Here is a 25,549-nt window from a genome sequence, read left to right on the forward strand (position 1 = left end):
CCCCGTACTCCTCCGGCACATGCACCGCCGCCAGCTCCGACGCCACCAGCGCCTCCAGCGCCTCCTGCGGGAACCGCGCCTCCTCGTCCACCGCAACCGCAAACGGGGCGATCTTCGCCTCGGCGAGCGAACGCACCGTCTCCCGGAGCATGTCGTGCTCTTCCGACGGCCGGTACAGATCGAAATGCTGGTTCATCGGTGGGTGACTCCAGTCCGCTTGAACGGGATGAGGACTTCAAAGGGTGATGCTGAAGGATTACTGCGATAGTGGCACTCAGTTCCCTCCAGTATGCACACTGAGTGCCATCCGCTCTGCCCCAAGTGCTAGGTTCGCCCCCATGAGCGAGGCACCCCGTCGCGGCCCGGCACCCGATGCGACACCCCCGAAGCCGCCCATACGGGACTCCCTGGTCGCGGCCGCCTTCCAGCTTTTCCTCGAGCACGGTTACGAGCAGACGACCGTCGACGACATCGTGACGCTGGCAGGCGTCGGACGCCGGTCGTTCTTCCGGTACTTCCCGTCCAAGGAGGACGTGGTCTTCCCGGATCACGAGCGCTGCCTGGCCGACATGACGGAGTTTTTGAGCTCGGGCACGGACGACGACGACCCGGTGGTGCGGGTCTGCGACGCCGCCCGGCTCGTGCTGCGCATGTACGCCGAGAACCCGACATTCTCCGTGCAGCGCTACAAGCTCACGCGGAAGGTCCCCGGGCTGCGCGCGTACGAGCTGTCGGTGGTGTGGCGCTACGAGCGCGCCCTCGCCGGATATCTGCGCGAGCGCTTCGCGGGGCGCCGCGACGGCACCCTGCAGGCGGACGTGATCGCCGCCGCGGTGGTGGCCGCGCACAACAACGGCCTCCGCGCCTGGCTCCGTTCGGACGGGCAGAGCGACGCGGCGGCCGAGGTCGACCATGCGCTCGCCCATGTCCGCGACACCTTCGGTCCCGAGACCCCCGGCACCGCCCGCACCGCCCTGGAGGAACCGGAGGACGTGGTCGTCGTCATCTCCAAGCGAGGGACACCGATGTGGCGCGTCGTCCGGGAGATCGAATCCACGTTCCGTCAGGACTGAGGCTCACGCGAAGGCCAACAGAGCTTTCACACATAGAGGGTACGGAGTGCCTTTACTCATGACACTGAGTGCCATACTCTGACCTCGTGCGCGGCGTTCCGAGCACATTCGGATTCCGGCCCCGAGTGCAGGGAGATGACATCGTGTTCCACCCAGGGACAGGGACAGCGATCGCCGAGAGCCGACTCGACGCCGCGACCGACAACGGCACCACGACCACCGGGAACCCCACCGCCTTCGACGGCCTGTGCTTCCAGCGCTGCCAGTGGTGCGGCACCCCCTCCTTCCAGCGCCTGCTCTGCCCGGTCTGCGCCTCCAGCGATCTGCGGACCGAGCACAGCGAGGGCAAGGGAGTCGTGCGCCGCACCACGGTGGTCCACCGGGGCACCCCGTCGGCCCGTAACGAGTCGCTCATCGAGATGGCCGAGGGGTTCACCGTGCGGGGCCGGGTGCTCGGCCCGCCCGCCGCGGTGCACCCCGGCGACCGGGTGCAGCTCTCCAGGGCCGAGGACCCCGTCCGCAGGGAGCCACTGTTCCAGCTCATGGACGAGCCGTACCGGCCCTGGGCGTAAGGCCGCACCCCAGGGCACCCGCCTCACGTCCCTGCCTCGCGACCGGGGACGACCCGCCTGTCGGCGTGCACCTCTCGGTGATCCACCTCCACGACTAGGGTGGCGGCAGGACGATCCGAAGGTGGGAACATGCCGCACACGGTGAAGGGCGTTGTCGCCAGGGCCCAGGGCGCCCCGGTGGAACTTACGGATGTGGTGGTGCCCGATCCGGGCCCCGGCGAGGCCGTCGTGGACGTACAGGCGTGCGGGGTGTGCCACACGGACCTGCACTACCGCGAGGGCGGGATCAACGACGAGTTCCCGTTCCTGCTGGGACACGAGGCGGCCGGGATCGTCTCCCAGGTCGGCGAGGGCGTCACGAACGTGGCGCCGGGCGACTTCGTGATCCTCAACTGGCGCGCCGTGTGCGGACAGTGCCGCGCGTGCGCCAAGGGCCAGCCCTGGTACTGCTTCAACACACACAACGCCGCGCAGAAGATGACCCTGACCGACGGCACCGAGCTGTCACCCGCCCTGGGGATCGGCGCGTTCGCAGAGAAGACTCTGGTCCACTCCGGGCAGTGCACCAAGGTGGACCCCGAGGCGCCGGCAGCCGCCGCCGGACTGCTCGGCTGCGGCGTGATGGCGGGCTTCGGTGCCGCGGTGAACACCGGCGGGGTGTCCCGCGGCGACTCCGTGGCGGTGATCGGCTGCGGCGGCGTCGGCAACGCCGCCGTCGCGGGCGCGGTGCTGGCCGGGGCGTCCAAGGTGATCGCCGTCGACGTCGACGACCGGAAGCTGGAGTGGGCGCGCGGCTTCGGCGCCACACATACGGTCAACGGGCGCACCGAGGACGTCGTGGAGCGGGTGCGCGAGCTGACCGGCGGCTTCGGCGCGGACGTCGTGGTGGAGGCGGTCGGCCGCCCCGAGACGTACGAGCAGGCCTTCTATGCCCGGGACCTGGCGGGCACGGTCGTGCTGGTCGGCGTGCCGACGCCGGACCTGAAGGTGACGCTGCCGATGATCGAGATCTTCGGGCGGGGCGGCGCGCTGAAGTCGTCCTGGTACGGCGACTGCCTGCCGAGCCGCGACTTCCCCATGCTCATCGATCTCTACCGGCAGGGCCGCTTCGACCTCGACGGCTTCGTGTCGGAGACGATCGCTCTCGACCAGGTCGAGGAGGCGTTCACGAAGATGCACCACGGCGACGTGCTGCGCTCGGTGGTCGTACTCGACAGGGCGGGTGCGCGATGACGGCACGTGTCGACCATCTGGTCACCTCGGGCACGTTCAGCCTGGACGGGCAGACCTTCGACGTCGACAACAACGTCTGGATCATCGGCGACGACAGCGAGTGCGTCGTGATCGACGCCCCGCACGACGCGTCGGTGATCGCGGATGCGATCGGCGACCGTCGTCTCCTCGCCGTCCTCGCGACACACGCGCACGACGACCACGTACGGGTCGCCCCGGAGCTGGCCGACCGCTTCGGCGCGCCGATCCTGCTGCACGCCGGCGACCTGCCCGTATGGCGGCTGACCCACCCGGAACGGTCCCCGGAGCGGGAGCTGAAGGACGGCGACGTCTTCACGGTCGCGGGCACCGATCTGCACGTACTGCACACACCGGGGCACTCCCCCGGTGCGGTGTGCTTCTACGCACCCGAGCTGGCCACGGTGTTCACGGGCGACACCCTCTTCCACGGGGGTCCCGGCGCCACGGGCCGGTCCTTCAGTGATTTCGGCACCATCATCGATTCCATCCGGGACCGGCTGCTGACCCTGCCCGCGGAGACGCGCGTGCTCACCGGGCACGGTGAGTCGACGACGATCGGGGACGAGGCGCCTCACCTGGAGGAGTGGATCTCGCGCGGGCACTGATGCGTCGCGGGGCGCCGCCTGGCGCCCCGCCCTGCCCCTCGCGCCTCCCGTATCCCGGCCTGTTCTTCGCTGATGCTCCCGGCACTCGGCGAGCTGAGGCCGACGCGGCGAAACGTTGAAACCTAAACAACCTGATACCATTACGAGCATGTGCTTGATACTTCAAGCATGTTTCGGGCCCGGCTGTGGCATTGCTGTCCCGAACCCCCCACACAGGAGAGAACGCTCGTGACCACCTCTACGACCGCCCGCTTCGCCCCCGCGACCGCCGCCACCACCGGGCACACCCACTCCCTGCACGCCTACGACACCGGCCTCCTGCTGCTCCGCCTCGCCGTCGGCCTCACCATGGCCGCCCACGGAACGCAGAAGCTCTTCGGCTGGTTCGGCGGCGGGGGCCTCGACGGCACCGGCCAGTTCTTCACGATGAGCGGCTACCCGTCCGGCAAGGCCATGGCGGCCGTGGCCGGCCTGACCGAGACCCTCGGCGGGCTGGGCCTCGCGCTCGGCCTGCTCACCCCGCTGGCCGGCGCCGCCGTCTTCGGCACCATGATCAACGCCCTTGCGGTGAAGTGGGGCGGCGGCTTCTTCGCCCCCAATGGAGTGGAGTACGAGCTCCTGCTGACCGTCGCGGCGGCGTCCCTCGCCCTGACCGGTCCCGGCCGCTACGCCGTCGACCGCTTCCTCCCGGGCCTGCGCACGCACCGGCTCACCTACGGCATCGCCGCCGTCGCCCTCGGCGCCGTGGTCGCCGGAGCGACCCTGCTGCTCCGCAAGTAAGCGAGGCGGTGCGGCAGCACACACGGAACGACCGAAGGCCGGCCCACCGGGCCGGCCTTCGCGCTGCCCGCTTCCCGCAGTCGCCCCGCCTTTCGGCGAGTGAGCACATCTCCGCGATATATATCCCCGAATACCGCACAGACAGCAGTAATGTCCCGTTCCGCCGTGAAGAAACGCCATTCCGAATGCGCTCTGCAATGTCCGGTTACCGAGGGTTCATAAGGGCGGGCGCTAATGTCGCCTTCAGCAAATCTGCACACTGAATACGCACGCGGGGCACGGCACGCCGCGCCGGTGTGGCCGAGCTGACGGCCCGTCCGGCCTTTGGTGTCGGAGTGTCCCATTTGACTGCCGCGGCGAAATCGAAGCAGGGGAACACCACTGGTGGATCTCGTGAAGAAGCCGCCACCAACTCGTGGACGGGCGTGCACGCAAAGGTAGTTGAGCGGCCGAACAGCGTCGAACCGATGCTCGGAGGATTGGCTGCGTCGTGCGCTGACGTGCTTTGATCCTGCGCACCGCGGCAGTTGCACGAACGAATCTCGTTCACGTGTCAGACGCCCGCGGGACGGCCTGTCCGCATGCCACGCAGTGCCGGCCGCCATTTTGAGAAAATATCCACAGGAAAGGGAAGCTCATCATGAACTTCACCCCCCAGGTTGAGACCCGCGAGATTTCCGACGCCGACCTGGACAACGTTTCCGGCGGCATCGTCGGCGAGCTGGTCGGCAACGTCACGGGCATCGTCGACTCGGTCGCCCCGGTCTCCAGCACCCTGACCGGCGTCGTGGGCACCGTTGAGGGCGTCACCGGCCTCAACACCGCCCCGATCCTCGGCACCGTGTCCGGCCTGACCGCCGGTCTCTGAGACTTCTTGCTCCGTGAGTCCCGGAACCAGCCGGTTCCGGGACTCACGGGTGCCCGCAGGCCCCGGCCCCGTCCCCTGGCCATCGGCCTGCCCCGACCATCACGTACCGCAGTCGAGGGAAGAGTCCCGTGCAGTTCCGCCAGAAGGCACTTTCCAAGCTGCAGTCGCCCGAAGAGCTCGACCTGCCGGTGCGGTTCGCCCGGCCGCAGGGCCGTCTGGTCCTGATCATCACCGTGATCGTCATGGTGGCGGCCTCCTTCTGGGCCGTCACGGGCCGCGTGTCGTCCACGCTGAGGGCCTCCGCGATCCTCACTCACGCCCAGGGCAGTTACATCCTGCAGAGCCCCGTCGCCGGCCAGGTCACCGCCGTCCTCGCGAAGCAGGGCGAACGGCTGGCTGCCGACACCCCGCTGCTGAAGGTCCGTACGGCCCAGGGCGACACGGTCGTCCGCACCATCGCAGCCGGCCGCGTCACCACCCTGCTCGCCACGATCGGCGCGGTCGTCACCACCGGAGCGAACGTCGCGACACTCGAACGGACTGATCACGCGTCCGATCCGCTGCTGGCGGTGGTGTACGTGCCGGCCGACAGCGCGGCGTCCGTACCACTGGGCGCGTCCGTCGACCTCACCGTCCAGTCGGTGTCCAAGGAGCAGTACGGCAGCTTGCGCGGCCATGTGAAGGCCGTGGGCCGGACCACTCAGACGCAAGCGCAGATCACCGCGTTCCTCGGCGACAGCCAGCTCGGCGCGCAGTTCGCGCAGGACCGCCCGGTGGCCGTGCTGGTGGGTCTGGACCGGTCGTCCGCCACCAAGTCCGGCTACAAGTGGTCCACCGCGGACGGCCCTCCGTACGCCCTCGACTCCATGACTCAGGCCACCGGCGCCATCCGCCTGGCCGAGCAGCGCCCGATCGATTGGCTGCTTCCATGACAGAGCTACCCCCACCGCCGGTCCGTCGTCGGCACCGGCCCGAGTCGGGGTCCAACCCGAGGGCGAACGCGAGGGCCGGCCAGAGGTCCCGCTCGAGGTCCAAGCCGAAGGTCAAGAAACAGAAGACCGTCCGCAGCCCCACCGTGCTGCAGATGGAGGCCGTGGAGTGCGGCGCCGCCTCGCTGGCCATGGTGCTCGGCCACTACGGCAAGCATGTGCCGCTGGAGGAGCTGCGCATCGCCTGCGGTGTGTCCCGGGACGGCTCACGGGCGAGCAATCTGCTGAAGGCCGCGCGCGGTTACGGGCTCGACGCCAAGGGCATGCAGATGGACCTGACCGCGCTGGCGGGGGTGCCGGGTCCCGCCATCCTGTTCTGGGAGTTCAACCACTACGTCGTCTACGACGGCATGGGGCGCCGTCTCGGGCGGCGCGGCGTGTACATCAACGACCCCGGCAAGGGCCGCCGTTTCGTTCCCATGGAGGACTTCGACACCAGCTTCACCGGTGTCGTGCTGATCCTCGAGCCCGGCAAGCACTTCCGGCGCGGCGGCCGCAAGCCGGGCGTCCTGGGCGCGATGCCCGCCCGGCTGCGCGGCACCTCCGGCACGATGCCGGCCGCGGTGCTCGCCAGCCTGATGCTGGTCGCCGTCGGCGCGGCCGTGCCGGCCCTGAGCCGTACGTACATCGACATGTTCCTGATCGGCGGCCAGACCTCGCTGCTCGGCGTGCTGTTCGCGTCGATGGCCGCCTCCGTGCTGCTCACGGCCGTGCTCACCTGGCTGCAGCAGGCGAACCTGCTGCACGGCCGCCTCATCTCGTCGACGCTCAGCAGCGCCCGGTTCCTGCGGCATCTGCTGCGGCTGCCGGTGACGTTCTTCGCCCAGCGCAGCCCCGCCGACCTCGTGCAGCGGCTGCAGTCCAACGACGCGGTGGCCGAGACCCTGGCACGCGATCTCGCCGCGGCCGGTGTCGACGCGGTCGTCGTGGTCCTGTACGCGGTGCTGCTGTGGACGTACGACCCGCAACTGACCGTCATCGGTGTGCTGGTAGCGCTGCTGAACGTGGTGGCGATGCGGGTGGTGGTGCGGCTGCGCGCCACGCGTACGCAGAAGCTGCGCGCCGACAACGCCCGGCTGACCACCACCTCGTACACCGGGCTGCAGATGATCGAGACGCTGAAGGCCACGGGCGGTGAGAGCGGGTACTTCCGCCGTTGGGCGGGGCAGCATGCGACGACGCTGGAGGAGCAGCAGCGGCTCGGCGTGCCGGCCGCGTGGCTCGGTATCGTCGCGCCCACACTTGCCACGCTCAACAGCGCGCTGATCCTGTGGATCGGCGGTCTGCGTGCGGTGGACGGCCATATCTCGATCGGTCTGCTCGTCGCCTTCCAGGCGCTGGTGACCCGGTTCACCGCGCCGATCACGCGGCTCAACGGCGTCACCGGCCGTATCCAGGACTTCGCCGCCGATGTGGCGCGGCTGAAGGACGTCGAGAACTTCCCGGCGGACTCCCTCTACGCCCGTCCCGACGGAACGGCCAGCACGCGGAGGCTCAAGGGCCATGTGACGCTGGAGAACATCACCTTCGGCTACAGCCCGCTCGACAAGCCGCTGCTCACCGGGTTCTCGCTGTCGGTGGGCCCGGGTCAGCAGGTGGCGCTGGTCGGCGGGTCGGGCAGCGGCAAGTCCACGGTGTCCCGGCTGATCTCGGGGCTCTACACGCCGTGGGAAGGAACGATCCGCATCGACGGGCAGCGGCTGGAGGACATTCCGCGGGGTGCCCTGGCCGCGTCCGTGTCGTTCGTCGACCAGGACGTCTTCCTCTTCGAGGGCACGGTCCGGGACAACGTGGCGCTGTGGGACCCGTCCATACCCGACGACGCGGTGATCGCCGCGCTGCAGGACGCCGCGCTGTACGACGTCGTGATGCGCCGCCCCGGCGGCATCAACAGCCGCGTCGAGCAGGACGGCCGCAATTTCTCCGGCGGCCAGCGCCAGCGCCTCGAGATCGCCCGGGCCCTGGTCCGCAGGCCCAGCATCCTCGTACTCGACGAGGTGACGAGCGCGCTCGACGCGGAGACCGAGCAGGTCATCATCGACAATCTGCGGCGGCGAGGCTGCGCCTGCGTCGTGATCGCCCACCGGCTCAGCACGGTCCGCGACAGCGACGAGATCGTGGTGCTGCACCACGGCACGGTCGTCGAGCGCGGCCGCCATGACGTGCTGGTCGCCTCCGGCGGGCCGTACGCCGAACTGGTCAAGGAGCGTTGACATGACCTCCGTCCATCAGCCCGCCGCCACCGGGGCCGCAGACGGCGACATGGTGCTCGGCGCCCTGGGCGGCCTCGGGACGCCGCTCGACTGCACTGGCCTGAACCGCCTTCCGCTGGAAGGGCCGCATGTGCTGTGGCTCGTCGTGGCGGGCGCCATGGACATGTTCGCGGTCGACGCGGTGCAGGAGGGCCACTGGCACTTCCTCGGCCGGCTCGAGGCGGGTTCCCTGCTGCTCGGTCCCGTCGAGGGGCCGCAGCACACGCTCGTGGGCAGGCCGCTGCGGGAGTGCGTGCTGCGCCGGATCCCGTTGCGGCAGCTGTACCGGCCGGAGTTCACCGACACGTGGTCGCACGATCCGTATGCCACGGACCCGGGCGCCTCCGGCATCTACGACACGGGCGTGCGGTCGTACGACTTCCACGCGCAGGCCCAGGCCGCGCCGAGCCCGCTGGAGTACGCGTTCGCCCTCGGTGTCGGGCGCAGCATGGGCATCCTCTTCCAGGCGCCGCTCGACGGCCGGCCGGTGGACGGGGAGACGGCGACCGACGACGACATCCTGTGGATGCAGGTGCCGCCGGGCAGCGTGCAGTACGGCGCCGAGGTGAGCGCCGACGCGGCGGCCGATCTGCTCATCGACCCGGCCGTGTGGCAGGGGATGGTCGACCAGCAGTACCGGTTGCTGTCCTCGCTCGACCGCTGGATCGAGCAGCTGGAGCGCTCGCACGAGGACCGTACGGCGGCCGGCATCAAGGCGGGCGAGGCCGTGCGCGCCCAGGCCGACCAGGCGCTGCTCGACTCCATACGCCGGCGCTCGAAGTCCTCGCGCACCACAGCGGGAGGTGACGACGCCACGTTCGCCGTCTGCGGCGTGGTGGCCCGGGCCACGGGAATCACCCTCACGGAACCCTCGATGAGCGGCGCGCAGAACGAGCGCCTCGACCCCGTCGAGCGCATCGCCGTGGCGTCGCGGATCCGGACCAGGCCCGTGCGGCTCGACGGACGCTGGTGGCGGGACAACGCGGGCCCTCTCGTGGGCCATCGGTCCGCGTCCGGCGCACCGGTCGCACTGCTGTGGCGGCGCGGCGGGTACGTGGCGCAGAACCCGTCGACCGGCAGCAGCATCCGCGTGGACGAGGACAACGCCGAGGAGTTCGAGCCGCGCGCGGTGATGTTCTACCGCCCGCTGCCGGAGCGCCCGATGAGCCCGCTGCGGCTGATGCGGTTCAGCCTGCGCGGCACCAACGGGGACATGCGCAACCTGCTGCTGAGCGGACTGGTGACCGTCGTGCTCGGCACGCTGGTGCCGATCGCGACCGGCAAGGTGCTCGGCGGCTTCGTGCCGAACGGCGAGAAGAGCCTGATCGTCCAGGTGTGTCTGGCGATCATGATCACGAGCATCGTCTCGGCAGCGTTCATGCTGATGCAGAACCTGACCATCCTGCGGATGGAGGGGCGGATCGAGGCCACGCTGCAGCCGGCGGTCTGGGACCGGCTGCTGCGGCTGCCGACGAAGTTCTTCACCGGCCGCTCCACCGGTGAACTGGCCAGTGCTGCGATGGGCATCAGCGCCATCCGCCGGCTCTTCGCGGGCGTCGGCCCGGTGGTCGTGCAGGCGGGCACGGTCGGTGCGATGAACCTCGTCCTGCTGCTGCTCTACAGCGTCCCGCTGGCCCTCGCCGCCATGGCCCTGCTGCTGGTGATCGCTGCCGTGTTCCTCGGCATGGGGCTGTGGCAGGTGCGCTGGCAGCGACGGCTCGTCGTACTGAGCAACAAGCTCAACAACCAGGCGTTCCAGACCCTGCGGGGCCTGCCCAAGCTGCGGGTCGCGGCGGCCGAGAACTACGCGTACGCCTCCTGGGCCAAGGAGTTCGCGCGCAGCCGGGAGCTGCAGCAGCGCGTGGGGCGGATCAAGAATCTGACGACGGTGCTCGGTGCGGTGTATCTGCCGCTGTGCTCGCTGATCATGTTCATGTTGCTGGCGGGCCCGGCCCGCGATTCCCTCTCGGCCAGTGCGTTCCTGACGTTCAACACCGCGATGACCATGATGCTGACCTCGGCCACGCAGCTCACGGGCGCGCTGGTCTCGGCCGCGGCCGCACTGCCGATGTTCGAGGAGATCAAGCCGGTGCTCGACGCGACGCCGGAGGTGCGCGGCGCCAGCACCCAGCCGGGTGTGCTGTCGGGCGGCATCGAGGCCAGGAAACTGTCCTTCCGCTACACCGACGACGGGCCGCTGGTCCTCGACGACGTGACGTTCGAGGTGCGGCCCGGCGAGTTCGTGGCGGTCGTGGGCCCGAGCGGCTGCGGCAAGTCCACGCTGCTGAGGCTGCTCATCGGCTTCGACAGACCGTTCTCCGGCAGTGTGCTGTACGACGGCCAGGACCTGGCCGCCCTCGACCAGGCCGCCGTCCGCCGCCAGTGCGGCGTGGTCCTGCAGCACGCACAGCCCCTCACCGGGTCGATCCTGGACTGCATCTGCGGTGCCGAGCCGTTCACGCTGGAGGAGGCGTGGGAGGCGGCCGAACTGGCGGGCCTGGCCGAGGACATCAAGCGCATGCCCATGGGCATGCACACCATCGTCGCGGGCGGCAGCTCCGTCTCGGGCGGCCAGCGCCAGCGCCTGATGATCGCCCAGGCCCTCGTCCGCCGCCCGCGCATCCTGTTCTTCGACGAGGCCACGAGCGCGCTGGACAACGAGACCCAGCGCACCGTGATCGAGAGCACGCGCCGCCTGCAGGCCACCCGTGTCGTGATCGCCCACCGGCTGTCGACCGTCATGGACGCCGACCGCGTGATCGTGATGTCGGAGGGCCGGATCGTGCAGCAGGGGCCGCCCTCGGTACTGCTCGCGGACACGGGCGGGCGGCTGCATGAACTGGTGCGGCGGCAGATGCGTTGACCTTCCCTGGCGTGGCGTGTCGGGCTCGACGCGGAAGCCGGTAAGCCGGATGCCCGGGCCCCTCTGAGGAGCGGCCCGGGCATCGGGTGTTGCGGCACGGTATGTCAGCCGGTGATCACCTTGTTCGTGGCGAGGCTCTTCGTCCGCGAAGTGAGCGTCGTACGAAGGGACTTCGCCGTGTCGGAGACTCCCGACGCGTCGGCGCCCGCCTTCTTCGCCTGCGCGGCGAGGGAGTCAACGGCATCCACCGCGTATCCGGAAGCGAAGAACTGCTTGTACAGCTTCTTGTACGCCGCGTGGTACGCGGAGTCGAAGGCGTCCGTCTCGAGGAAGCGCTCCTTGAGGATGTTGCCGCCCAAGCCGCCTCCTCCGCCGGGCATTCCGCCTCCGGCGGCGTCGTCACCCGCCGTGTCGCCGCCCGCCGTGTCGCCGCCCGGGAAACCGCCGTTCTGGCCGTTTCCTGGCGCCTGCGGCATTCCTGACGGCATGCCCGACGGGGCGCCGGACGGCATGGCGCCACCCTGCGGCATTCCCTGGGCCGCTCCGTCCCTGGTCTCCGCTCCGTCCGTCGTGTCCGCCCCGTCCGTGGTCTCCGCCCCGTCCTGTGCGGTGGCACCCGGCCTCATGCCGCCACCTCCGCCGCCCATGCTCGTACTCTCATCGGGTCCGGTGGTGGCAGAGCCGCTGAAGGTCAGGTTGAAGTCCCACCCGAGAACGGAGAACTTCTTGGTGTCGAGGTCGTACCAGAGCACGTAGTTGTTCCCCGGTCCGGCCATGTCGTCGAAGTTCAGGATCAGGTTCTGCGTCGCCACGTACTCCGAGAAGGAGTCCACGTCGACGTACTTGTCGAGATCCTGGGCGAACTCCTTGTCCGACGCCTTGTTGACCCACCTGAGGAGCTTCATCACCGGCGAGAGGTCCTGGCTGCCCTTCAGGTTGAGCTGCTTGAAGGACTTCTCATAGTCGGTGGGGTCGTCTCCCACGTAGTCGAAGCTGCCGCCCGCACGGGCCTTGTACGCCACGCCCGTGCTGCCGATCTCCGAGTCGACGTAGTCCTTGCTCGGGTTCTCGACCATGAGCCGGGTCGCTGCCGGGCGGTTGTTGACCTTCATGGTGGTGAAGGCGAACTTCTCGGCCGTCTGACCGGACTTCTCCATCAGGGACAGCGAGAGGGCCTCGTTCAGCGGCAGGGCCTCGTCGACGCCGGGGCGCAGCGAGAGCTCGCGGTGGCCCTGGTAGGCGCGGCCCTCGACGTACTCGTCGATGCTGATGAGCCAGGGCAGTTCCTCGGGCTTGGAGGCGGAGAGGTTGAACTGCGTCATCCCTCCACCACCACCGCGCATCATGCCGCCGCCCTGCTGACCCTGCTGCTGGTCGTCGTCCTGCTGCCCGGTGTTCTGCTGCCCGGTGTTCTGCTGCTGACCTCCCTCCTGCTGCTGGTTGCCCTGTCCCGGGAACCCACCCTGAGGGCCGCCGCCCTGGCTGCCGCTGCGCAGGCTCTGGAGCGTGGAGTTGCCCTTGAGACGGATACCTACGTCGTTCAGGTACACACCGTCGATGGTGAGGTCGGCCTCGATGAACTCCTTCTCACCGTCGTCCTGGTACTTGTCCATCATGTCGTCGAAGTCGGTCTGGTCGTACTCGAGTTGGATCGAGTGCGCCTGCGACTCGTCGAACAAGTCGACCGTTCCGGCGATGTTCTCGGTGATCTCGTCCGCGTCAGCCGTGGAGGAGCTGGTCACGAACGGGCTGACGCGTACGTCCCCGAGGAAGATCAGCAGGACGGCCATCCCCGCGGCCAGCAGTGCGGCCGGCTTCCAGTGGTGGCGCAGCCGCAGCGGGATGCGGTGCACCAGCCGCTTGCGGGGGGCGGCCATCAGAGGTCCGTCTGGTCGTAACCGGTCAGCACGGTCACGCGCTGCCCCATGGTGCGCTCCTGGAGGGCCGCGACCAGTTCACCGGGCTCGTGGCCCTTCTTGATGCGGACCGTGTAGAACACCTCGGTCAGCGTGCCGCCCCGGATCGACTCCGTGCTCACCAGCTCGAACTCGTCGGTGAGGCGCAGGAGGACGTCCTGGATGGCGTGTGTGTGGTCCTCGCCGGCCGGGACCTGGACCTTGACGACCTGACGCTGGACGTTGAGGGCGAACCAGTTGAACTTGCTCATCGCCAGGATGATCAGGGCGATCACTATGCCGCCGACCGCGGCGAGGGTGTAGAAGCGGGCGCCGCACGCCATGCCGATGGCCATCACCAGGAAGATGAAGCCGACGTCCCGTGTCTCCTTGACCGCGTTGCGGAAGCGGACCACGGACAACGCTCCGACGAGGGAGAAGGCGCGGGCCAGGTTGGAGCCGACGACCAGCATGATCAGCGCGACGATCATGCCGACGATGACGAGGGTCTGCACGTAGGACTGGCTGTAGGAGACGTTTTTGTGCGTGGCCCGGTAGACGTAGCCGATCACCGTGGAGAGCACGAAGGAGAGGGCCATGGCGAGGACGATGTCGGTGACGCTGAACGTGCCGCTCAGGTCCTGCAGGTCGAAATTCACGAGTGGAGTGCCTCCGTGGTGCGGTGCGTCATGGGGGACGTGGGGGTGGGAATGGCCGGAGCAGTGCGGGGTGCCGGTGGGAGGTCTTCTTCGCGGACGTGGAAGACGGACCTGGGGGCCAGACCGAACGCCTCGATGCTCTGGACGTACTTGGAGACCCGGATCAGGCTCAGGTTGCGCTTGGCGGCCAGATCGGTGATCCAGTACGGGGTGCGCTCGTTCACCTTGATCTCCATCACCGACATGTGGGGCGGGATGGTGAACCGGTTCTCGGCGTTCGGGGTGCCGAAGTGGAAGTCCCGGTCGCGGCCGCGGATGCGGCGATCGAAGGTGACGCGCAGCCCTGTGTCCTGGTCACGGCCGACCAGGGCCTCGCGCTGGTAGCCCGTGATGGCCGTGGGCTGGAGGTTCAGCCGGACGACGAGTTCGAGGACCTCGTTGACGAAGGCCTTCTCCTTCGGGGAATGGTCGATCAGCTCCCGCTCGTCGCACAGCTGCCGGGCCGTGGCGTACGGCAGGGTGATGCGGCGCTTCTGTGTGACCCGGTTGACCCGCTGCTTGATCTCCACGCAGACCGGGGACTCGTCGGTGACGCCGTCCAGGTCTCCGTAATGCCTGATGCGCAGCTTGCGGCGGAATTTCAGGCCCTCGATCTTCTCCCAGTAGAAGCGGAGCTGGGGCGTGTCGTAGTACAGGCTCCACACGCCGTAGCCGCCCACGGGGCTGTGCAGGTCCTGGTCCATCCGCTGGCCGAGCTCGTCGCGGATCTCCGCCGCCTGGTCCACCGGGACCAGGTACTTCAGCTCGTAGCGGTTGAACGCGTGGAGTCTGCTTGCCACCCGCAGGGCCTCTTCGTCCGCGGTCGCCGGTGGTGATCCCCCGGCCCTCGCGGGCGCCGTGCCGCCCGCAGTCTCGCCGTCGCCCTGGCGGCGGCGCTTGAGCCAGCCAGTCATGACTTCCTTTCAGATGGTTATTGATCAACCTCCTTCAAGTAAGAAACAGGTAAGAGATGAGAGACCGGTGAGAGGCATCTCTGAACGCTCTGAGGACACAAAATGAACACGCGGTGAACACGAGCGATTCCGACACGGGTGTCCGGCCCGGCACAGCGCAGGGCAACCAACGTCAGAGAGCGCCACCGGCAGCGGCTGAGGAATCCATACGGGCCGAGGGCCTGCGTGATCGCGCGCACGCGTGCGTCGTCGGAGGAACCTGCTGCACCTTGGGCCGCCCTTGATCTCAGGTGATCCCAGGCGCTGGAATGCGTCGATCGCCCAGTGGAAACCGCGCCTGCCGACGCCTAGCATAAATAGCATGTGATGCATACAGAGGGTCGCAACCGTAGCCTTCTTCGGTGACGACCCCAGAGTTGCACGCAATGTGCGTCATATGTGGGCGTCGCGCCACACAAGGTAGGCGCGAGCACATTTGACTACGCGCATTTCGCGGACGGTTCACGGTTCCGCGATTTCTTGGGAATCCGTCTGCCGAGGCCCGCGAAGGCGCGCATGGGATCGACCAGAGGGAGGACTGGCGCGATCGTAACGGCCAGTGAAAGGAACGAGACATGACCGTGTCAGCCAGCAGGACGCGTCCTCTGGACTCACCGCAGGCCGATGCCCGGGCCCGGGGCAGGGGCAGGGGCACCGGTGCACAGGCGGCAGCCGAACGTGTCGTCTCGGGTAATTCCGTGACCCTCGACGTGGCCGGCATGCATCTGGAGCTCCCGCCCGCGGACCAGCTTGTCTTTCTCGCGGGCCTGGGCGTGCTCACCGCGTTGGAGATCATCGAATGGCCGGTCGCGGCAGCCATCGGCATCGGACACGCACTCGCTCACAACCACCACAGCCGAGTGCTGCGCGATTTCGGTGAGGCCCTGGAAGAAGCCTGACCACCGTCCACCGGGTTCACCGGGTCCACCGGCATGCGCAGAGTCTCTCGTCATCGCACGCCGGTGAACCCACGAGCAAGGCATCCGAGTACTGGGCAGCCGAGTACTAGGCAGCCGTCAGCACGATGGCTCCGGAGTACGTGGTACCCGGCTTGATCTCGGTCGTCGTGCCGTTCACCGTCATCGTCAGCGAGCGGCCGGCCGCCGCGGTCACCGTGGCGTCGGAGGCCACCGTCAGCTTGGTGAGGTGCGAGGTGCCGGTGACCGTCCAGCGGGAGCCGTTGTCCAGGGTCACGATGACGCCGTTGTTGACGGCGGCCTGGACGGTGTTGGTGACGATGCCCAGGTCGTAGAAGTTGGAGGAGTCGATCGTGGACACCCGGTGCTTGGCCCCCGACGCGGAGATGACGCCTTCGACGGTGGAGTCGTCGAAGGTGAGGACCATGTTCTTGCCCTTGCGCATGCCGTTGTAGAAGTCGCCCTTCAGCGCGATCGAGGTGAAGGTGGCGGCTGCGTCGGGAGGTGTGGGCGGCTGATGAACGTCGGCGTCTGCACGGATCCCACTGTCGCCCCGGGGGCAGATGATCGAGCGGACGACCCGGGCCCGGTCCCCGGGTGGTCGCCGCCACCGCCGCGCCGCCGCGCCCGCGCGTCAACGGCAAGATGTTGACTTCCTCCCCCTCGTAAACGAGTGGGATTCCTACGGCTCGCGCCGTTGGGTTTTCTGCTTCGTCGCCGACTGCCCGCCCGGAGTTCTCCGTTGAGGTCTTACACCAGCTCCACAGACAGACACCGCCAGCCCGGCGGCCAGAAGGTTCTTCGCCGCGTTCACGTCCCGGTCATGGGTCGCCCCGCAGTCACACGTCCAGGTACGGACGTTCAGCGGCATCTTGTCAGCCAAGGTGCCGCAGGCGGAGCACAGCTTGGAGGAGGGGAAGAAGCGGTCCACCGCGATCACGTCCCGCTCGTACCAGGCGGCCTTGTACTCCAGCATGCTCCGGAACTGTGCCCACGCCGCGTCACTGATGGCACGGGCCAGGCTCCGGTTCTTGACCATGTTGCGCACGGTCAGGTCCTCGATCACGAGCGTTTGGTTTTCACGCACGAGTCGAGTGGTCAGCTTGTGCAACGCGTCGCGTCGCCGGTCGGTGATGCGGGCGTGGATGCGGGCGACCTTGCGCCGGGCCTTGGCCCGGTTCGCCCCGTCACCCTTGGCCTTGCGGGACAGTTCCCGCTGGGCCTTCGCCAAAAGCGCGCGGTCCCGCCGTTCATGCCTCGGGTTGGCGATCTTCTCGCCGGTGGAGAGGGTCAGCAGGTGGTCCAGACCCACGTCGATACCGACCGTTGTGTCCGTGGCCGGGAGCGGCTGCACGCCGGGGTCCTCGCACAGCATCGACACGAACCAGCGCCCCGCGCTGTCCTGCGACACGGTCACCGTGGACGGTGTGGCCCTCTCGGGGAGCGGCCGGGACCACACGATATCGAGCGGTTCCGCCATCTTCGCCAGCGTCATTTTCCCGTCCCGGAAGCGGAACGCGGACGTGGTGTACTCCGCGCTCATACGGGACTTCTTCCGCGACTTGAAACGCGGGTACTTGGCCCGCTTGCCGAAGAAATTGGTGAACGCGACCTGCAGGTGGCGCAGCGCCTGCTGGAGCGGGACCGACGACACCTCGCCCAGGTAGGCCGGTTCCTCGGTCTTCTTCCACGCCGTCAGCATCGCCGAAGTGGCGTTGTAGTTGACCCGCTCCTGCCGCGCCCACGCCTCAGTGCGGGCGGCGAGCGCCAGGTTGTAGACCTTCCTCACACAGCCGAACGTGCGCGACAGCTCGGCTGCTTGCACATCGGTCGGGTAGAAGCGGTACTTGAACGCCCGCTTCACGTGAGTGGCCACACCTCACAAACTATCACCTCAACTTGTGTGCTGCTGCCGGTGGTTGGTGGCAGACAACGATCCACCCTGGCGTCGAATCGTCTTTCCCTGCCCTGCTCCGCAGGAGTCCGTTTCCTCCCCGACTGAAGGCCGGGGCATCCACGGAGGAATCCAGATGACGGCAATGCGGGCGGCTCTCGGGCCGCCCACCTCGCCGGTCTGAAGAACTCGTGGGGCCTGTGCCGTTACGCCGGCGCGATCATCCCCGCCGACAGATCGATGTCCGCCCCGCACAGACCGGGCATCGCGAGCATCGCCACGAGCGCGCGGGCCACCTCGTCCTCCTCGACGAGCCTGCCCAGGGCAGCCCGGGAGGCGAAGTCGCGTTCCGCCTCCGCCACGGTGCAGCCGGTCAGCTCGGCGGTCAGCCGGAAGTTGCGATCCATGCGCGGGCCGCGAACCGGGCCGGGAGAAAGGGAGTTGACGGAGACACCCGCCGGGCCGACCTCTCCCGCCAGCGTCCGCGTCAGGCCGAGCAACGCCATCTTGGAGGCCGTGTACGGGGTTCGGTTGAGCAGCGGCCGCTTCCCGCTGACCGACGCGATGTTGACGACGTCCCCTCGACCGGCCGCGATCATCGGTGGCAGGAAGGCCCGGCACACCAGGTAGACGCCGCGCACGTTGGCGGCGAACACGTCGTCCCACTCGTCCGGTTCGATGTCCGTGAGCGGCTTCACCGGGCCTGCGACGCCCGCGTTGTTGACGAGGATGGAGATGTCCTCGTCGGCGAGCTCGGCGGCCAGGGCCGTGACGGACGCCGGGTCGGTCACGTCGCACACCGCCGTACGCGCCCGACCACCCTCCTTGACGACACGGGTCGCCGCGTCCGCGAGAGCCTGCTCGTTGCGACCGACGAGGATCACCCGCGCCCCGGCCGTCGCAAGGGCGAGCGCGAACGCCCGCCCCAGCGGACCGCCGCCGCCCGTGATGAGCGCCGTGCGCCCCGTCAGGCTCACGAGGCGTTCCACGGCAGCGCGTCCCCCGCTGCCCTGGCCGCCCGTACATCGCCGGAGCGCGCATGCCCCTCGAACAGTTCTACGCGCGAGGCGCGCCCGCACAGCCGACCGAGCAGCGCCTGCGACTCGGTGTCGGTGACCTCCTGGTACGTGACCGTCTTGAGGTACTTCCCCACCCACAGGCCGCCGGTGTAGCGCGCGGCACCACGTGTCGGCAGCACATGGTTCGTGCCGATGACCTTGTCGCCGAAGGAGACACAGGTTCCCTCGCCCAGGAACAGCGCGCCGTACTGCGTCATCTTCTCCAGCGCCAGCCGCGGTTCGGCGGTCAGCACCTCGACGTGTTCAAAGGCGAAGTCGTCGGCGAGTGCGTACATCTCGTCGAGCGAGTCGACGACATGCACCTGGCCGTGGTCGCGCCAGGCGGGCTCGGCGTAGTCGCGGGTGGGCATGCCGGGCAGCAGGCGCTCCACCTCGGCGATGGTCTTCTCCGCGACCTCCCGGGATGTGGTGATGAGCACGGCCGGTGAGTCGGGGCCGTGCTCGGCCTGGGAGAGGAGGTCGACGGCGCAGGTGAACGGGTCGGCGTCGTCGTCCGCGAGGACGAGGATCTCGGTGGGCCCGGCGAACAGGTCGATGCCGATCTCGCCGAAGAGCTGCCGCTTGGCCTCCGCGACGTACGCGTTGCCGGGTCCGGCGATCAGGTTCACCGGCTGCATCGACTCCGTGCCGACGGCCATGGCGGCGACCGCCTGGACCCCGCCGAGCAACCAGATCTCGTCCGCACCGGCGAGGTGCATGGCCGCTACGGTGGCGGCCGGGATCTCCCCGCGGATGGGCGGCGTACAGGCCACGACCCGCGGCACACCGGCCACCTTCGCCGTGACGATGGTCATGTGGGCGGAGGCGGTGAGTGGGTAGCGGCCGCCGGGGATGTACGCGCCGGCCGCCTGCACGGGGATGTGCTTCTGGCCCAGGCGCACGCCCGGCAGTGTCTCCACCTCGAACTCGCTCATCGAGTCGAACTGGTGACGGGCGAAGGTGCGCACCTGTTCCTGGACGAAGCGGATGTCGTCGATGACCTGCTGGGGCACCGACGCGACGATCTTCTCGACCTCCTCCTGCGACAGCCGGAAGGAGTCGGGGGACCACGTGTCGAACTTCTCGGAGTACTCGCGCACGGCCACGTCACCGCGTTCGCGGATGTCCGCGATGACGCCGGCCACGGTCGCGCGCACCTGGTCGAGGGATGCGGCGACCTCGGCCTTGGGTACGGCGTGCTTCAGGATCTCTGCCACAACTGCGGCCTTTCTACGGGGGATCGGGTCACACGGGCGGCGCTTGGAAGAGCACGTCGGGGTCGTTGAACTGCTCCTTGGCGACCGACTCACTCATCGGGTCGGCGGTGCCCCACTGGTCCTGGGTGATCGGGTCGTCCACGTCGTGCCGGCCCGGGTGCCACAGGTCCTCTTCGAGGACGGCGAGTTCGGTCGTGTACTCGACGGTGTTGCCGTGCGGGTCATGGAAGTAGGAGAAGGTGTTGTCGCCCGCGAGATGGCGGCCGGGCCCCCAGGTGAGCCGGGTCCCGGCGCGCAGCGCCCGCCCCGTGCCGCGCATGTACTCCTCGACGCCCCGCATCTCGAACGAGGCGTGGTGGAGGGAGACGTGGGGGCCGCGCGCGATGGCGAACGAGTGGTGGAGCGGGCTGCACCGCAGGAAGTACATGAGGTCGCCCATGTGCGTGGAGTACAGCGTGTCCGTGAGCCGGAAGCCGAGGTGCTGGACGTAGAAGTCCCGCAGCCCTTCCGGGTCCTGGGAGTTGACCACGCAGTGGGAGAGCCGGACGGGGATCGCCTCGCGCTCCTCGATCCTGCGGTGGGTACGGGTCTCGACGTCGGCGGAGACCTCTACGACGCGTCCGTCCGGGTCGAAGAAGCGGAAGCCGTAGCCGCTGCCGGGTGTGTCCAACACGGCTGGCTGGTTGATAAGTTGCACCCCGGCCCGGCCGAGTCGCTCCGCCAGTTCGTCCACGTCTGCGGGCGACACGGCCCCGAAGGCGACCAGATCCATCCGCTTCCGCTCGTCCTTGCGGATCCGTACGACGTACTGCTCGGGGCTGCCCTCTGCGGCGAAGAACGCGAGGCCGCTGTCGTTCGCGACCTCCGTCAGGCCCCAGGTGGTGCCGTAGAAGGCCCGCTGCCTGTCGAAGTCCGGTACGGCCAGGTCGACGTGGCGCAGATGGGTGATGGGCTGGAAGGGCTGGACGCTCATGCGTGGCTCCTGATGGTGTTGCGCTGGTGGCCCAGGCCCGTGATCTCGGCTTCCATCACGTCCCCGGGCTTCAGGAAGACGCCCCAGTGCGCGCCGTTGCCGGCCGGGGAGCCCGTGAGGAGGAGGTCGCCGGGGCGCAGGGTGGTGGTCGTGGACACGTAGGCGATGAGCCGCGGGATGTCGAAGATCATGTCCTTGGTGGACTCGTCCTGGCGTACGACTCCGTTGTGGCGCAGGGTGATCCGCAGGGCTGCATCCTCGGTGGGGTTGCCGACGAAGGCGGCGGGCACGAGGAAGGGCCCGGTCGGCAGGAAGGTGTCGGCGTTCTTGGCGGTGAACCAGTCGGTGCCGATGGCCTTCAGGTCGGGTCGGTAGAGCCGGTCGCGGGTGGTGATGTCGTTGGCGATGGTGTACGCGGCCACGTACTCCATGGCGTCCTCGGCCGGGATGTGCCTGCCCTCCTTGCCGATGACGAGGGCGAGTTCGAGCTCCCAGTCGTGCTGTTCGCCGAGCGGGGGCAGCACCACGTCGTCGTACGGGCCGCAGATGGCACGCGGTGAGCCGAGGAAGATGTAGGGGACGCCGCTCCGGATCCTCTCGTCCATCATCTTCTCGGCGTCGGCGCGGGCCTCCTCGGGGGTTGCGCCGTGCACGCTCTCCTTCTCGGCGGCGACGATATCGACCACGTGCTTTCGGTAGTTGGCGCCGCTCTGCAGGATCTGGCCGGGCTCGATGGGTGCGAGTACGCACAGGTCGGCGAGGTCGTGCCAGGGCCCGTCGGCGGACTCGGCGAGCTCGGCGAGCCGGGGCAGCCAGGCGTCCCAGTCCTCGACCAGGGCGCGTACGGACGGCACCAGGCCGGACAGGTCGCGCACGCGCGCACCGGTGACCAGGCCGGGGAAGGCGCCTGAGGCGCTGCTGAAGGTGCCGAGCGCGAAGGGTCCGGCATGGGAGGGGTGGGGTTCGGGCACGGGCGGCTCTCCTCGTAAGGGTGGGGGCTCGCCTTCGACGCTAGGCAGCCGCGAACGGCGGCGGAAATGGACATCCGCGATGCCTGCCATCGGCGGCCCGCCGGGTCCCGAAACGCGGCTCCGTGCGGCTTCATCGCCGTACGGAATGCATGACGTCCCCCTTGCCGATGCCTCGATCCGTTGACGCCCCATCCACCGTCCGAGCAGGGTCGGAGCACCCACCATCCCGAGGAGAACAACGTGGTAGTCGAGCATGCCGAGCTGACCGTCGCGGCGGGCCGTGAAGCGGAATTCGAGGCGGCCTTCGATGAGGGCCGCAAGGTCCTCGCCGAGGCGGACGGCTTCCGCTGGGCCGAGCTGCTTCGCTGCGAGGAGCGGCCCCAGGCGTATCTGCTCCTGGTCGGCTGGGAATCGGTGGAGGCGCACACGGTGGGCTTCCGCGAGTCCGAGCGTTTCCAGCGCTGGCGCGCTGTCGTCGGCCCGTTCTTCGCGGAGCCGCCGGCCGTCGAGCACTACCGGGAGCTCGGGGATCGCTACTCCGGCTGATCTTCCTTCATTTTTCTTTCTTCTACGTTCGCAAGGATCGCCCATGCCAGTGCAAAAGGTGCTCGTCGTCGGTGGCGGCATCACCGGAAGCGTGCTGTCCCTCGCGCTCGCCCAACGCGGTGCGGAGGTCGAGCTCGTCGAGATATCGCCCCAGTGGTTCGGTGTCGGCCATGGCATCACCCTTCAGGGGAACGCTCTCAAGGCGCTGCGCTCGGTGGGCGTACTGGACCGTGTCCTCGCCCGCGCCGTGCCGTTCGACCTGATGCGGCTGCGCCGCGCGGACGGTGAGCTGATCACCGAGCTGCCCACGCCGCACACCGGCGGCGATGATCTGCCGTCCACCGCGGGCGCGCTGCGCTCCGATCTGCAGGGGGCCCTGTGCGACGCCGTGTACGCGCACGGGGTGCGGGTCCGGCTCGGGCTGAGCGTCACCGCCCTCGACCAGGCTCCCGGCCATGTGGACGTGACGTTCACCGACGGCTCGACCGGCCGCTACGACCTGGTGGTGGGCGCCGACGGCATCAACTCGCACATGCGCACACTGATCGGCATCGCCACCAAGCCCGAGCCGGTGGGCATGTCGATCTTCCGTGTGGTCGCCGACCGGCCCGCCGAGATGGACTGCGCGGAGGTCTACTACGGCGGGCCGCGCTACAAGGCCGGGTACAGCCCGATCTCCGACGACCAGTGCTACGCGTACCTCCTCGACGAGAACCTGGACGTCTCGCTCATCGGCCCGCGCGCCCCCCTGTCGCTGCTGCGCGAGCGCGGTGCCGGTTACGGCGGCACCTGGGGCAAGGTGATCGCCGCGCTGCCGGACGAGGCGCCCGTGGACTACCGGTGGATCGAGGCGATCCTCGTCGACGAACCGTGGCACCGCGGCCGGGCGATCGTCATCGGTGACGCCGCGCACGCCTGCCCGCCACTGATCGCGCAGGGCGCGGCAATGTGTACGGAGGACGCCGTGGTCCTCGCCGAACTGGTCGCCGGGGACGCTTCGATCGAGCAGGCGCTGGAGGCGTTCATGGTGCGGCGGCTGCCGCGCGTACGCGTGGTCCTGCGGAACTCGCTCCAGCTCGCCGAGTGGGAGATCCACCCGGAGACGCCCGGCGCCGACCCGGGCCGGATCATGTCCGACACCCTCTCGTACCTGACGGCGGCGGCATGAGCGCCCCCACTGCCGGCTCTGGCGGCCCCGTCGTCGACTTCCACGGCCACCTGGCCGTCCCGTCGGCCGACGCACTGTGTGCGGGCACGCCCGGGTTCGCCGCCGAACTGGCCGCGGAACAGCAGGCCCATTCGCCCGAGTCCCTCGCCGCCAACCGCTCTCAACTCGAGCGTCTCTCAGGCAGATTGACCGATGCGGCAGTCCGGCTCGCCGACCTCGACGCGATGGGCGTGGACATCCAGGTGGTCGGCCCGATGCCGATGCACCACTACTGGGCGGAGCCCGACCTGGCCACACGTCTCGCCGGAACCGTCAACGAGGCGGTGGCGTCCCACTGCGCGGTCGCCCCCGAGCGGCTGTACGGCCTCGGCACGGTCCCCATGCAGCACCCCGATCTGGCGGTGGCGCTCCTCGACCGGGCCGTGACCGAGCAGGGGCTGTACGGGATCAGCGTCTCCACGACCGTGGACGGACGGGAGCTCGCCGACCCCGCCCACGACCCGGTGTGGGCGAAGGCCGAGGAGCTGGGCGCGGTCGTCTTCGTACACCCGTGGGGCTGCTCGCTCCGCGAGCGGCTCGCCACCCGGTACCTCGGCAACACTGTGGGCCAGCCCGTCGAGACGACGGTCGCACTGTCACATCTGATCTTCACGGGGGTGCTCGACCGCTTCCCCCGGCTGAAGCTGGTGGCCGCGCACGGCGGCGGCTATCTGCCCACGTACATCGGCCGCTCCGACCACGCCTGGCAGGTCCGCGATGACGCGCGGGGTTGCGCGGAGCCCCCGAGCGCATACCTGAAGCGCATCTGGTTCGACGCCCTCGTCTACACCCCGCGGGCGCTGCGTCACCTCGTCGACGAGGTGGGTGCGGACCGCGTGGTGCTCGGCACCGACTACCCCTTCGACATGGGCGTCGACGACCCCGCGGCCCGCCTGGACGCCGCGGGCCTCTCCCCCGCCGACCGCGACGCCGTGGCGGGCGGCAACGCCCTCGACCTGCTCCTGAAAGGACAATCCCGATGACCCCCACGCCTCTCGGCCCCATCGAGGAGGAGCTCGCCAAGGCCCGTGCCGCATACCGGAACTGGGGCCGGTGGGGCGAGGACGACGTGCTCGGCACGCTCAACTACATCGACGACGCCAAGCGGGCCCACGCGGCGGGCCTGGTCCACCGCGGCCGCGCCTTCTCGCTGTCCCAGGAGTTCAACGAGGACGGCCCCCAGCGCGGGTTCCGCGGGCGCATCAACCCCGTCCACTTCATGAAGGACACGGGGAGCGACGCGGCCGCCGAGTCGCAGGGCTTCCCGCACGGCTTCGGCGGCGCCGACGACCACGTCGTCATGCCGCTGCAGGCCTCGACGCAGTGGGACGGCCTCGGCCACATCTTCGACAACAAGCAGGCGTGGAACGGCCGTCCCTGCACCATCGTGAACGGCAACGGCGACTCCGTCACCGGCATCGAGAACATGGCGGACGCCTTCACCGGGCGCGGCGTACTCCTCGACGTGGGCCGCGCGGTCGGCGACGAGCACGGCGAACTGCCCGACGCCTTCCCCATCCTCGAGGAGCACCTGCGCGCCACGATCGAGGCCCAGGGCGGCACGTCGACGGTGCGCCGCGGCGACCTGGTGCTCGTCCGCACCGGCCAGCTGGGGCGGGTACGGCGCCTAAAGGCATGGGGCGGCTACGCGGCCGGGGACGCACCGGGCCTGTCCTTCACCACGCTCGGCTGGCTGCACCGCACCGAGATCGCCGCGATCGCCTCCGACACCTGGGGCCTGGAGGTGCGTCCGTACGAGTTCGCCGAGCCCGCCATGTCGCCGCTGCACCAGATCGCCATCCCCAACATGGGCCTTCCGCTGGGCGAGATGTGGGACCTGGAGGAGCTGGCCGAGGACTGTGCCGCGGACGGTGTCTACGAGTTCCTGCTGGTCGCGGCGCCCCTGCCGGTGACCGGCGCGGTGGGCGCGCCCGTCAACCCGATCGCGATCAAGTGAGCAGCCC

24 protein-coding genes are annotated in these 25,549 nt (G+C 69.2%); 14 read left to right on the plus strand and 10 right to left on the minus strand.

The window, feature by feature from the left end; genetic code table 11:
* Nucleotides 1-196: acyl-CoA dehydrogenase family protein (locus ACWD4J_RS22065; RefSeq protein ID WP_451397108.1), on the minus strand; the 196-nt coding region annotated here is incomplete at its 3' end.
* Nucleotides 197-338: 142 nt separating this feature from the next.
* Here ACWD4J_RS22065 and ACWD4J_RS22070 point away from each other — a divergent pair.
* The 9 genes from ACWD4J_RS22070 to ACWD4J_RS22110 all read left to right on the plus strand — a co-directional run bounded on the left by ACWD4J_RS22070 (nucleotide 339) and on the right by ACWD4J_RS22110 (nucleotide 11,256).
* On the plus strand, nucleotides 339-1,073 hold the full coding sequence (locus ACWD4J_RS22070) for a TetR family transcriptional regulator (RefSeq protein WP_451397109.1): 735 nt from the start codon (nucleotides 339-341) through the stop codon (nucleotides 1,071-1,073).
* Between the two features lie 245 nt (nucleotides 1,074-1,318).
* Nucleotides 1,319-1,645: a Zn-ribbon domain-containing OB-fold protein gene (locus ACWD4J_RS22075; protein ID WP_451397229.1), complete on the plus strand. Its 327-nt coding sequence runs from the start codon at nucleotides 1,319-1,321 to the stop codon at nucleotides 1,643-1,645.
* A 129-nt stretch (nucleotides 1,646-1,774) separates the two neighbouring features.
* Entirely contained in the window at nucleotides 1,775-2,878 is a 1,104-nt protein-coding gene (locus ACWD4J_RS22080; RefSeq protein WP_451397110.1) for an S-(hydroxymethyl)mycothiol dehydrogenase, read from the plus strand.
* On the plus strand, nucleotides 2,875-3,504 hold the full coding sequence (locus ACWD4J_RS22085) for an MBL fold metallo-hydrolase (RefSeq protein ID WP_451397111.1): 630 nt from the start codon (nucleotides 2,875-2,877) through the stop codon (nucleotides 3,502-3,504). Before ACWD4J_RS22080 ends, ACWD4J_RS22085 begins: the two co-directional genes overlap by 4 nt.
* 228 nt (nucleotides 3,505-3,732) lie before the next feature.
* Nucleotides 3,733-4,284, plus strand: a complete 552-nt coding sequence (locus ACWD4J_RS22090; RefSeq protein WP_451397112.1) for a DoxX family protein — start codon at nucleotides 3,733-3,735, stop codon at nucleotides 4,282-4,284.
* Nucleotides 4,285-4,924: 640 nt separating this feature from the next.
* Nucleotides 4,925-5,152 (plus strand): type A2 lantipeptide, encoded by a 228-nt coding sequence (locus ACWD4J_RS22095; protein WP_451397113.1) that lies wholly within the window; start codon nucleotides 4,925-4,927, stop codon nucleotides 5,150-5,152.
* A 128-nt stretch (nucleotides 5,153-5,280) separates the two neighbouring features.
* Nucleotides 5,281-6,084 carry an HlyD family efflux transporter periplasmic adaptor subunit gene (locus ACWD4J_RS22100; protein WP_451397114.1) on the plus strand — a complete coding sequence of 268 codons (804 nt, stop codon included), beginning with the start codon at nucleotides 5,281-5,283 and terminating at the stop codon, nucleotides 6,082-6,084.
* A 152-nt stretch (nucleotides 6,085-6,236) separates the two neighbouring features.
* Complete coding sequence (locus tag ACWD4J_RS22105; RefSeq protein WP_451397230.1) at nucleotides 6,237-8,354, plus strand: NHLP family bacteriocin export ABC transporter peptidase/permease/ATPase subunit; 2,118 nt, start codon at nucleotides 6,237-6,239, stop codon at nucleotides 8,352-8,354.
* A gap of 1 nt (nucleotide 8,355) precedes the next feature.
* Complete coding sequence (locus tag ACWD4J_RS22110; RefSeq protein WP_451397115.1) at nucleotides 8,356-11,256, plus strand: NHLP bacteriocin export ABC transporter permease/ATPase subunit; 2,901 nt, start codon at nucleotides 8,356-8,358, stop codon at nucleotides 11,254-11,256.
* A gap of 104 nt (nucleotides 11,257-11,360) precedes the next feature.
* Here ACWD4J_RS22110 and ACWD4J_RS22115 read toward each other — a convergent pair whose 3' ends face one another.
* From ACWD4J_RS22115 to ACWD4J_RS22125, 3 genes are read right to left on the minus strand one after another with little or no spacing between them, the layout of a single operon-like run.
* A complete protein-coding gene (locus ACWD4J_RS22115; protein ID WP_451397116.1) occupies nucleotides 11,361-13,133 on the minus strand; it encodes a CotH kinase family protein in 1,773 nt (590 codons plus the stop codon).
* Nucleotides 13,133-13,810: a DUF4956 domain-containing protein gene (locus ACWD4J_RS22120; protein ID WP_451397117.1), complete on the minus strand. Its 678-nt coding sequence runs from the start codon at nucleotides 13,808-13,810 to the stop codon at nucleotides 13,133-13,135. The genes ACWD4J_RS22115 and ACWD4J_RS22120 overlap by 1 nt, the downstream gene beginning before the upstream one ends.
* Nucleotides 13,807-14,763, minus strand: a complete 957-nt coding sequence (locus ACWD4J_RS22125) for a VTC domain-containing protein (RefSeq protein WP_451397118.1) — start codon at nucleotides 14,761-14,763, stop codon at nucleotides 13,807-13,809. Before ACWD4J_RS22125 ends, ACWD4J_RS22120 begins: the two co-directional genes overlap by 4 nt.
* 737 nt (nucleotides 14,764-15,500) lie before the next feature.
* On the opposite strand from ACWD4J_RS22125, the gene ACWD4J_RS22130 reads away from it, so the two are divergent.
* A complete protein-coding gene (locus ACWD4J_RS22130; RefSeq protein ID WP_451397119.1) occupies nucleotides 15,501-15,701 on the plus strand; it encodes a hypothetical protein in 201 nt (66 codons plus the stop codon).
* Between the two features lie 106 nt (nucleotides 15,702-15,807).
* Here the strand turns inward: ACWD4J_RS22130 and ACWD4J_RS22135 are convergent, their stop codons facing one another.
* From ACWD4J_RS22135 to ACWD4J_RS22160, 6 genes are all read right to left on the minus strand, one after another.
* Nucleotides 15,808-16,164 (minus strand): hypothetical protein, encoded by a 357-nt coding sequence (locus tag ACWD4J_RS22135; protein ID WP_451397120.1) that lies wholly within the window; start codon nucleotides 16,162-16,164, stop codon nucleotides 15,808-15,810.
* Nucleotides 16,165-16,401: 237 nt separating this feature from the next.
* Nucleotides 16,402-17,595, minus strand: a complete 1,194-nt coding sequence (locus ACWD4J_RS22140; RefSeq protein ID WP_451397121.1) for an RNA-guided endonuclease InsQ/TnpB family protein — start codon at nucleotides 17,593-17,595, stop codon at nucleotides 16,402-16,404.
* A gap of 224 nt (nucleotides 17,596-17,819) precedes the next feature.
* Nucleotides 17,820-18,590 carry an SDR family NAD(P)-dependent oxidoreductase gene (locus ACWD4J_RS22145; RefSeq protein ID WP_451397122.1) on the minus strand — a complete coding sequence of 257 codons (771 nt, stop codon included), beginning with the start codon at nucleotides 18,588-18,590 and terminating at the stop codon, nucleotides 17,820-17,822.
* Nucleotides 18,587-19,888 carry a histidinol dehydrogenase gene (hisD, locus tag ACWD4J_RS22150; protein WP_451397123.1) on the minus strand — a complete coding sequence of 434 codons (1,302 nt, stop codon included), beginning with the start codon at nucleotides 19,886-19,888 and terminating at the stop codon, nucleotides 18,587-18,589. Before hisD ends, ACWD4J_RS22145 begins: the two co-directional genes overlap by 4 nt.
* Nucleotides 19,889-19,916: 28 nt before the next feature.
* Nucleotides 19,917-20,861, minus strand: coding sequence for a VOC family protein (locus ACWD4J_RS22155; protein ID WP_451397124.1), 945 nt, complete (start codon nucleotides 20,859-20,861; stop codon nucleotides 19,917-19,919).
* Nucleotides 20,858-21,832 (minus strand): fumarylacetoacetate hydrolase family protein, encoded by a 975-nt coding sequence (locus tag ACWD4J_RS22160; RefSeq protein WP_451397125.1) that lies wholly within the window; start codon nucleotides 21,830-21,832, stop codon nucleotides 20,858-20,860. Before ACWD4J_RS22160 ends, ACWD4J_RS22155 begins: the two co-directional genes overlap by 4 nt.
* A 240-nt stretch (nucleotides 21,833-22,072) precedes the next feature.
* Here ACWD4J_RS22160 and ACWD4J_RS22165 point away from each other — a divergent pair, with 240 nt between their 5' ends.
* From ACWD4J_RS22165 to ACWD4J_RS22180, 4 genes are read left to right on the plus strand one after another with little or no spacing between them, the layout of a single operon-like run.
* On the plus strand, nucleotides 22,073-22,378 hold the full coding sequence (locus tag ACWD4J_RS22165) for an antibiotic biosynthesis monooxygenase family protein (RefSeq protein WP_451397126.1): 306 nt from the start codon (nucleotides 22,073-22,075) through the stop codon (nucleotides 22,376-22,378).
* A 43-nt stretch (nucleotides 22,379-22,421) separates the two neighbouring features.
* Nucleotides 22,422-23,546, plus strand: coding sequence for an FAD-dependent monooxygenase (locus ACWD4J_RS22170; RefSeq protein ID WP_451397127.1), 1,125 nt, complete (start codon nucleotides 22,422-22,424; stop codon nucleotides 23,544-23,546).
* Nucleotides 23,543-24,568 carry an amidohydrolase family protein gene (locus ACWD4J_RS22175; protein ID WP_451397128.1) on the plus strand — a complete coding sequence of 342 codons (1,026 nt, stop codon included), beginning with the start codon at nucleotides 23,543-23,545 and terminating at the stop codon, nucleotides 24,566-24,568. The genes ACWD4J_RS22170 and ACWD4J_RS22175 overlap by 4 nt, the downstream gene beginning before the upstream one ends.
* Complete coding sequence (locus ACWD4J_RS22180; protein ID WP_451397129.1) at nucleotides 24,565-25,542, plus strand: cyclase family protein; 978 nt, start codon at nucleotides 24,565-24,567, stop codon at nucleotides 25,540-25,542. Before ACWD4J_RS22175 ends, ACWD4J_RS22180 begins: the two co-directional genes overlap by 4 nt.
* Nucleotides 25,543-25,549: the final 7 nt, after the last annotated feature.

Source organism: Streptomyces sp. NPDC002577 (assembly GCF_053594815.1).

Excerpts from the sequence above, each read along its gene's own strand:
- ACWD4J_RS22070 (WP_451397109.1), top strand. The coding sequence starts at position 339 with ATGAGCGAGGCACCCCGTCGCGGCCCGGCACCCGATGCGACACCCCCG.
- ACWD4J_RS22080 (WP_451397110.1), top strand. The coding sequence starts at position 1,775 with ATGCCGCACACGGTGAAGGGCGTTGTCGCCAGGGCCCAGGGCGCCCCG.
- ACWD4J_RS22085 (WP_451397111.1), top strand. The coding sequence starts at position 2,875 with ATGACGGCACGTGTCGACCATCTGGTCACCTCGGGCACGTTCAGCCTG.
- ACWD4J_RS22095 (WP_451397113.1), top strand. The coding sequence starts at position 4,925 with ATGAACTTCACCCCCCAGGTTGAGACCCGCGAGATTTCCGACGCCGAC.
- ACWD4J_RS22105 (WP_451397230.1), top strand. The coding sequence starts at position 6,237 with ATGGAGGCCGTGGAGTGCGGCGCCGCCTCGCTGGCCATGGTGCTCGGC.
- ACWD4J_RS22110 (WP_451397115.1), top strand. The coding sequence starts at position 8,356 with ATGACCTCCGTCCATCAGCCCGCCGCCACCGGGGCCGCAGACGGCGAC.
- ACWD4J_RS22115 (WP_451397116.1), bottom strand. The coding sequence starts at position 13,133 with ATGGCCGCCCCCCGCAAGCGGCTGGTGCACCGCATCCCGCTGCGGCTG.
- ACWD4J_RS22125 (WP_451397118.1), bottom strand. The coding sequence starts at position 14,763 with ATGACTGGCTGGCTCAAGCGCCGCCGCCAGGGCGACGGCGAGACTGCG.
- ACWD4J_RS22135 (WP_451397120.1), bottom strand. The coding sequence starts at position 16,164 with ATGCGCAAGGGCAAGAACATGGTCCTCACCTTCGACGACTCCACCGTC.
- ACWD4J_RS22155 (WP_451397124.1), bottom strand. The coding sequence starts at position 20,861 with ATGAGCGTCCAGCCCTTCCAGCCCATCACCCATCTGCGCCACGTCGAC.
- ACWD4J_RS22170 (WP_451397127.1), top strand. The coding sequence starts at position 22,422 with ATGCCAGTGCAAAAGGTGCTCGTCGTCGGTGGCGGCATCACCGGAAGC.
- ACWD4J_RS22175 (WP_451397128.1), top strand. The coding sequence starts at position 23,543 with ATGAGCGCCCCCACTGCCGGCTCTGGCGGCCCCGTCGTCGACTTCCAC.
- ACWD4J_RS22180 (WP_451397129.1), top strand. The coding sequence starts at position 24,565 with ATGACCCCCACGCCTCTCGGCCCCATCGAGGAGGAGCTCGCCAAGGCC.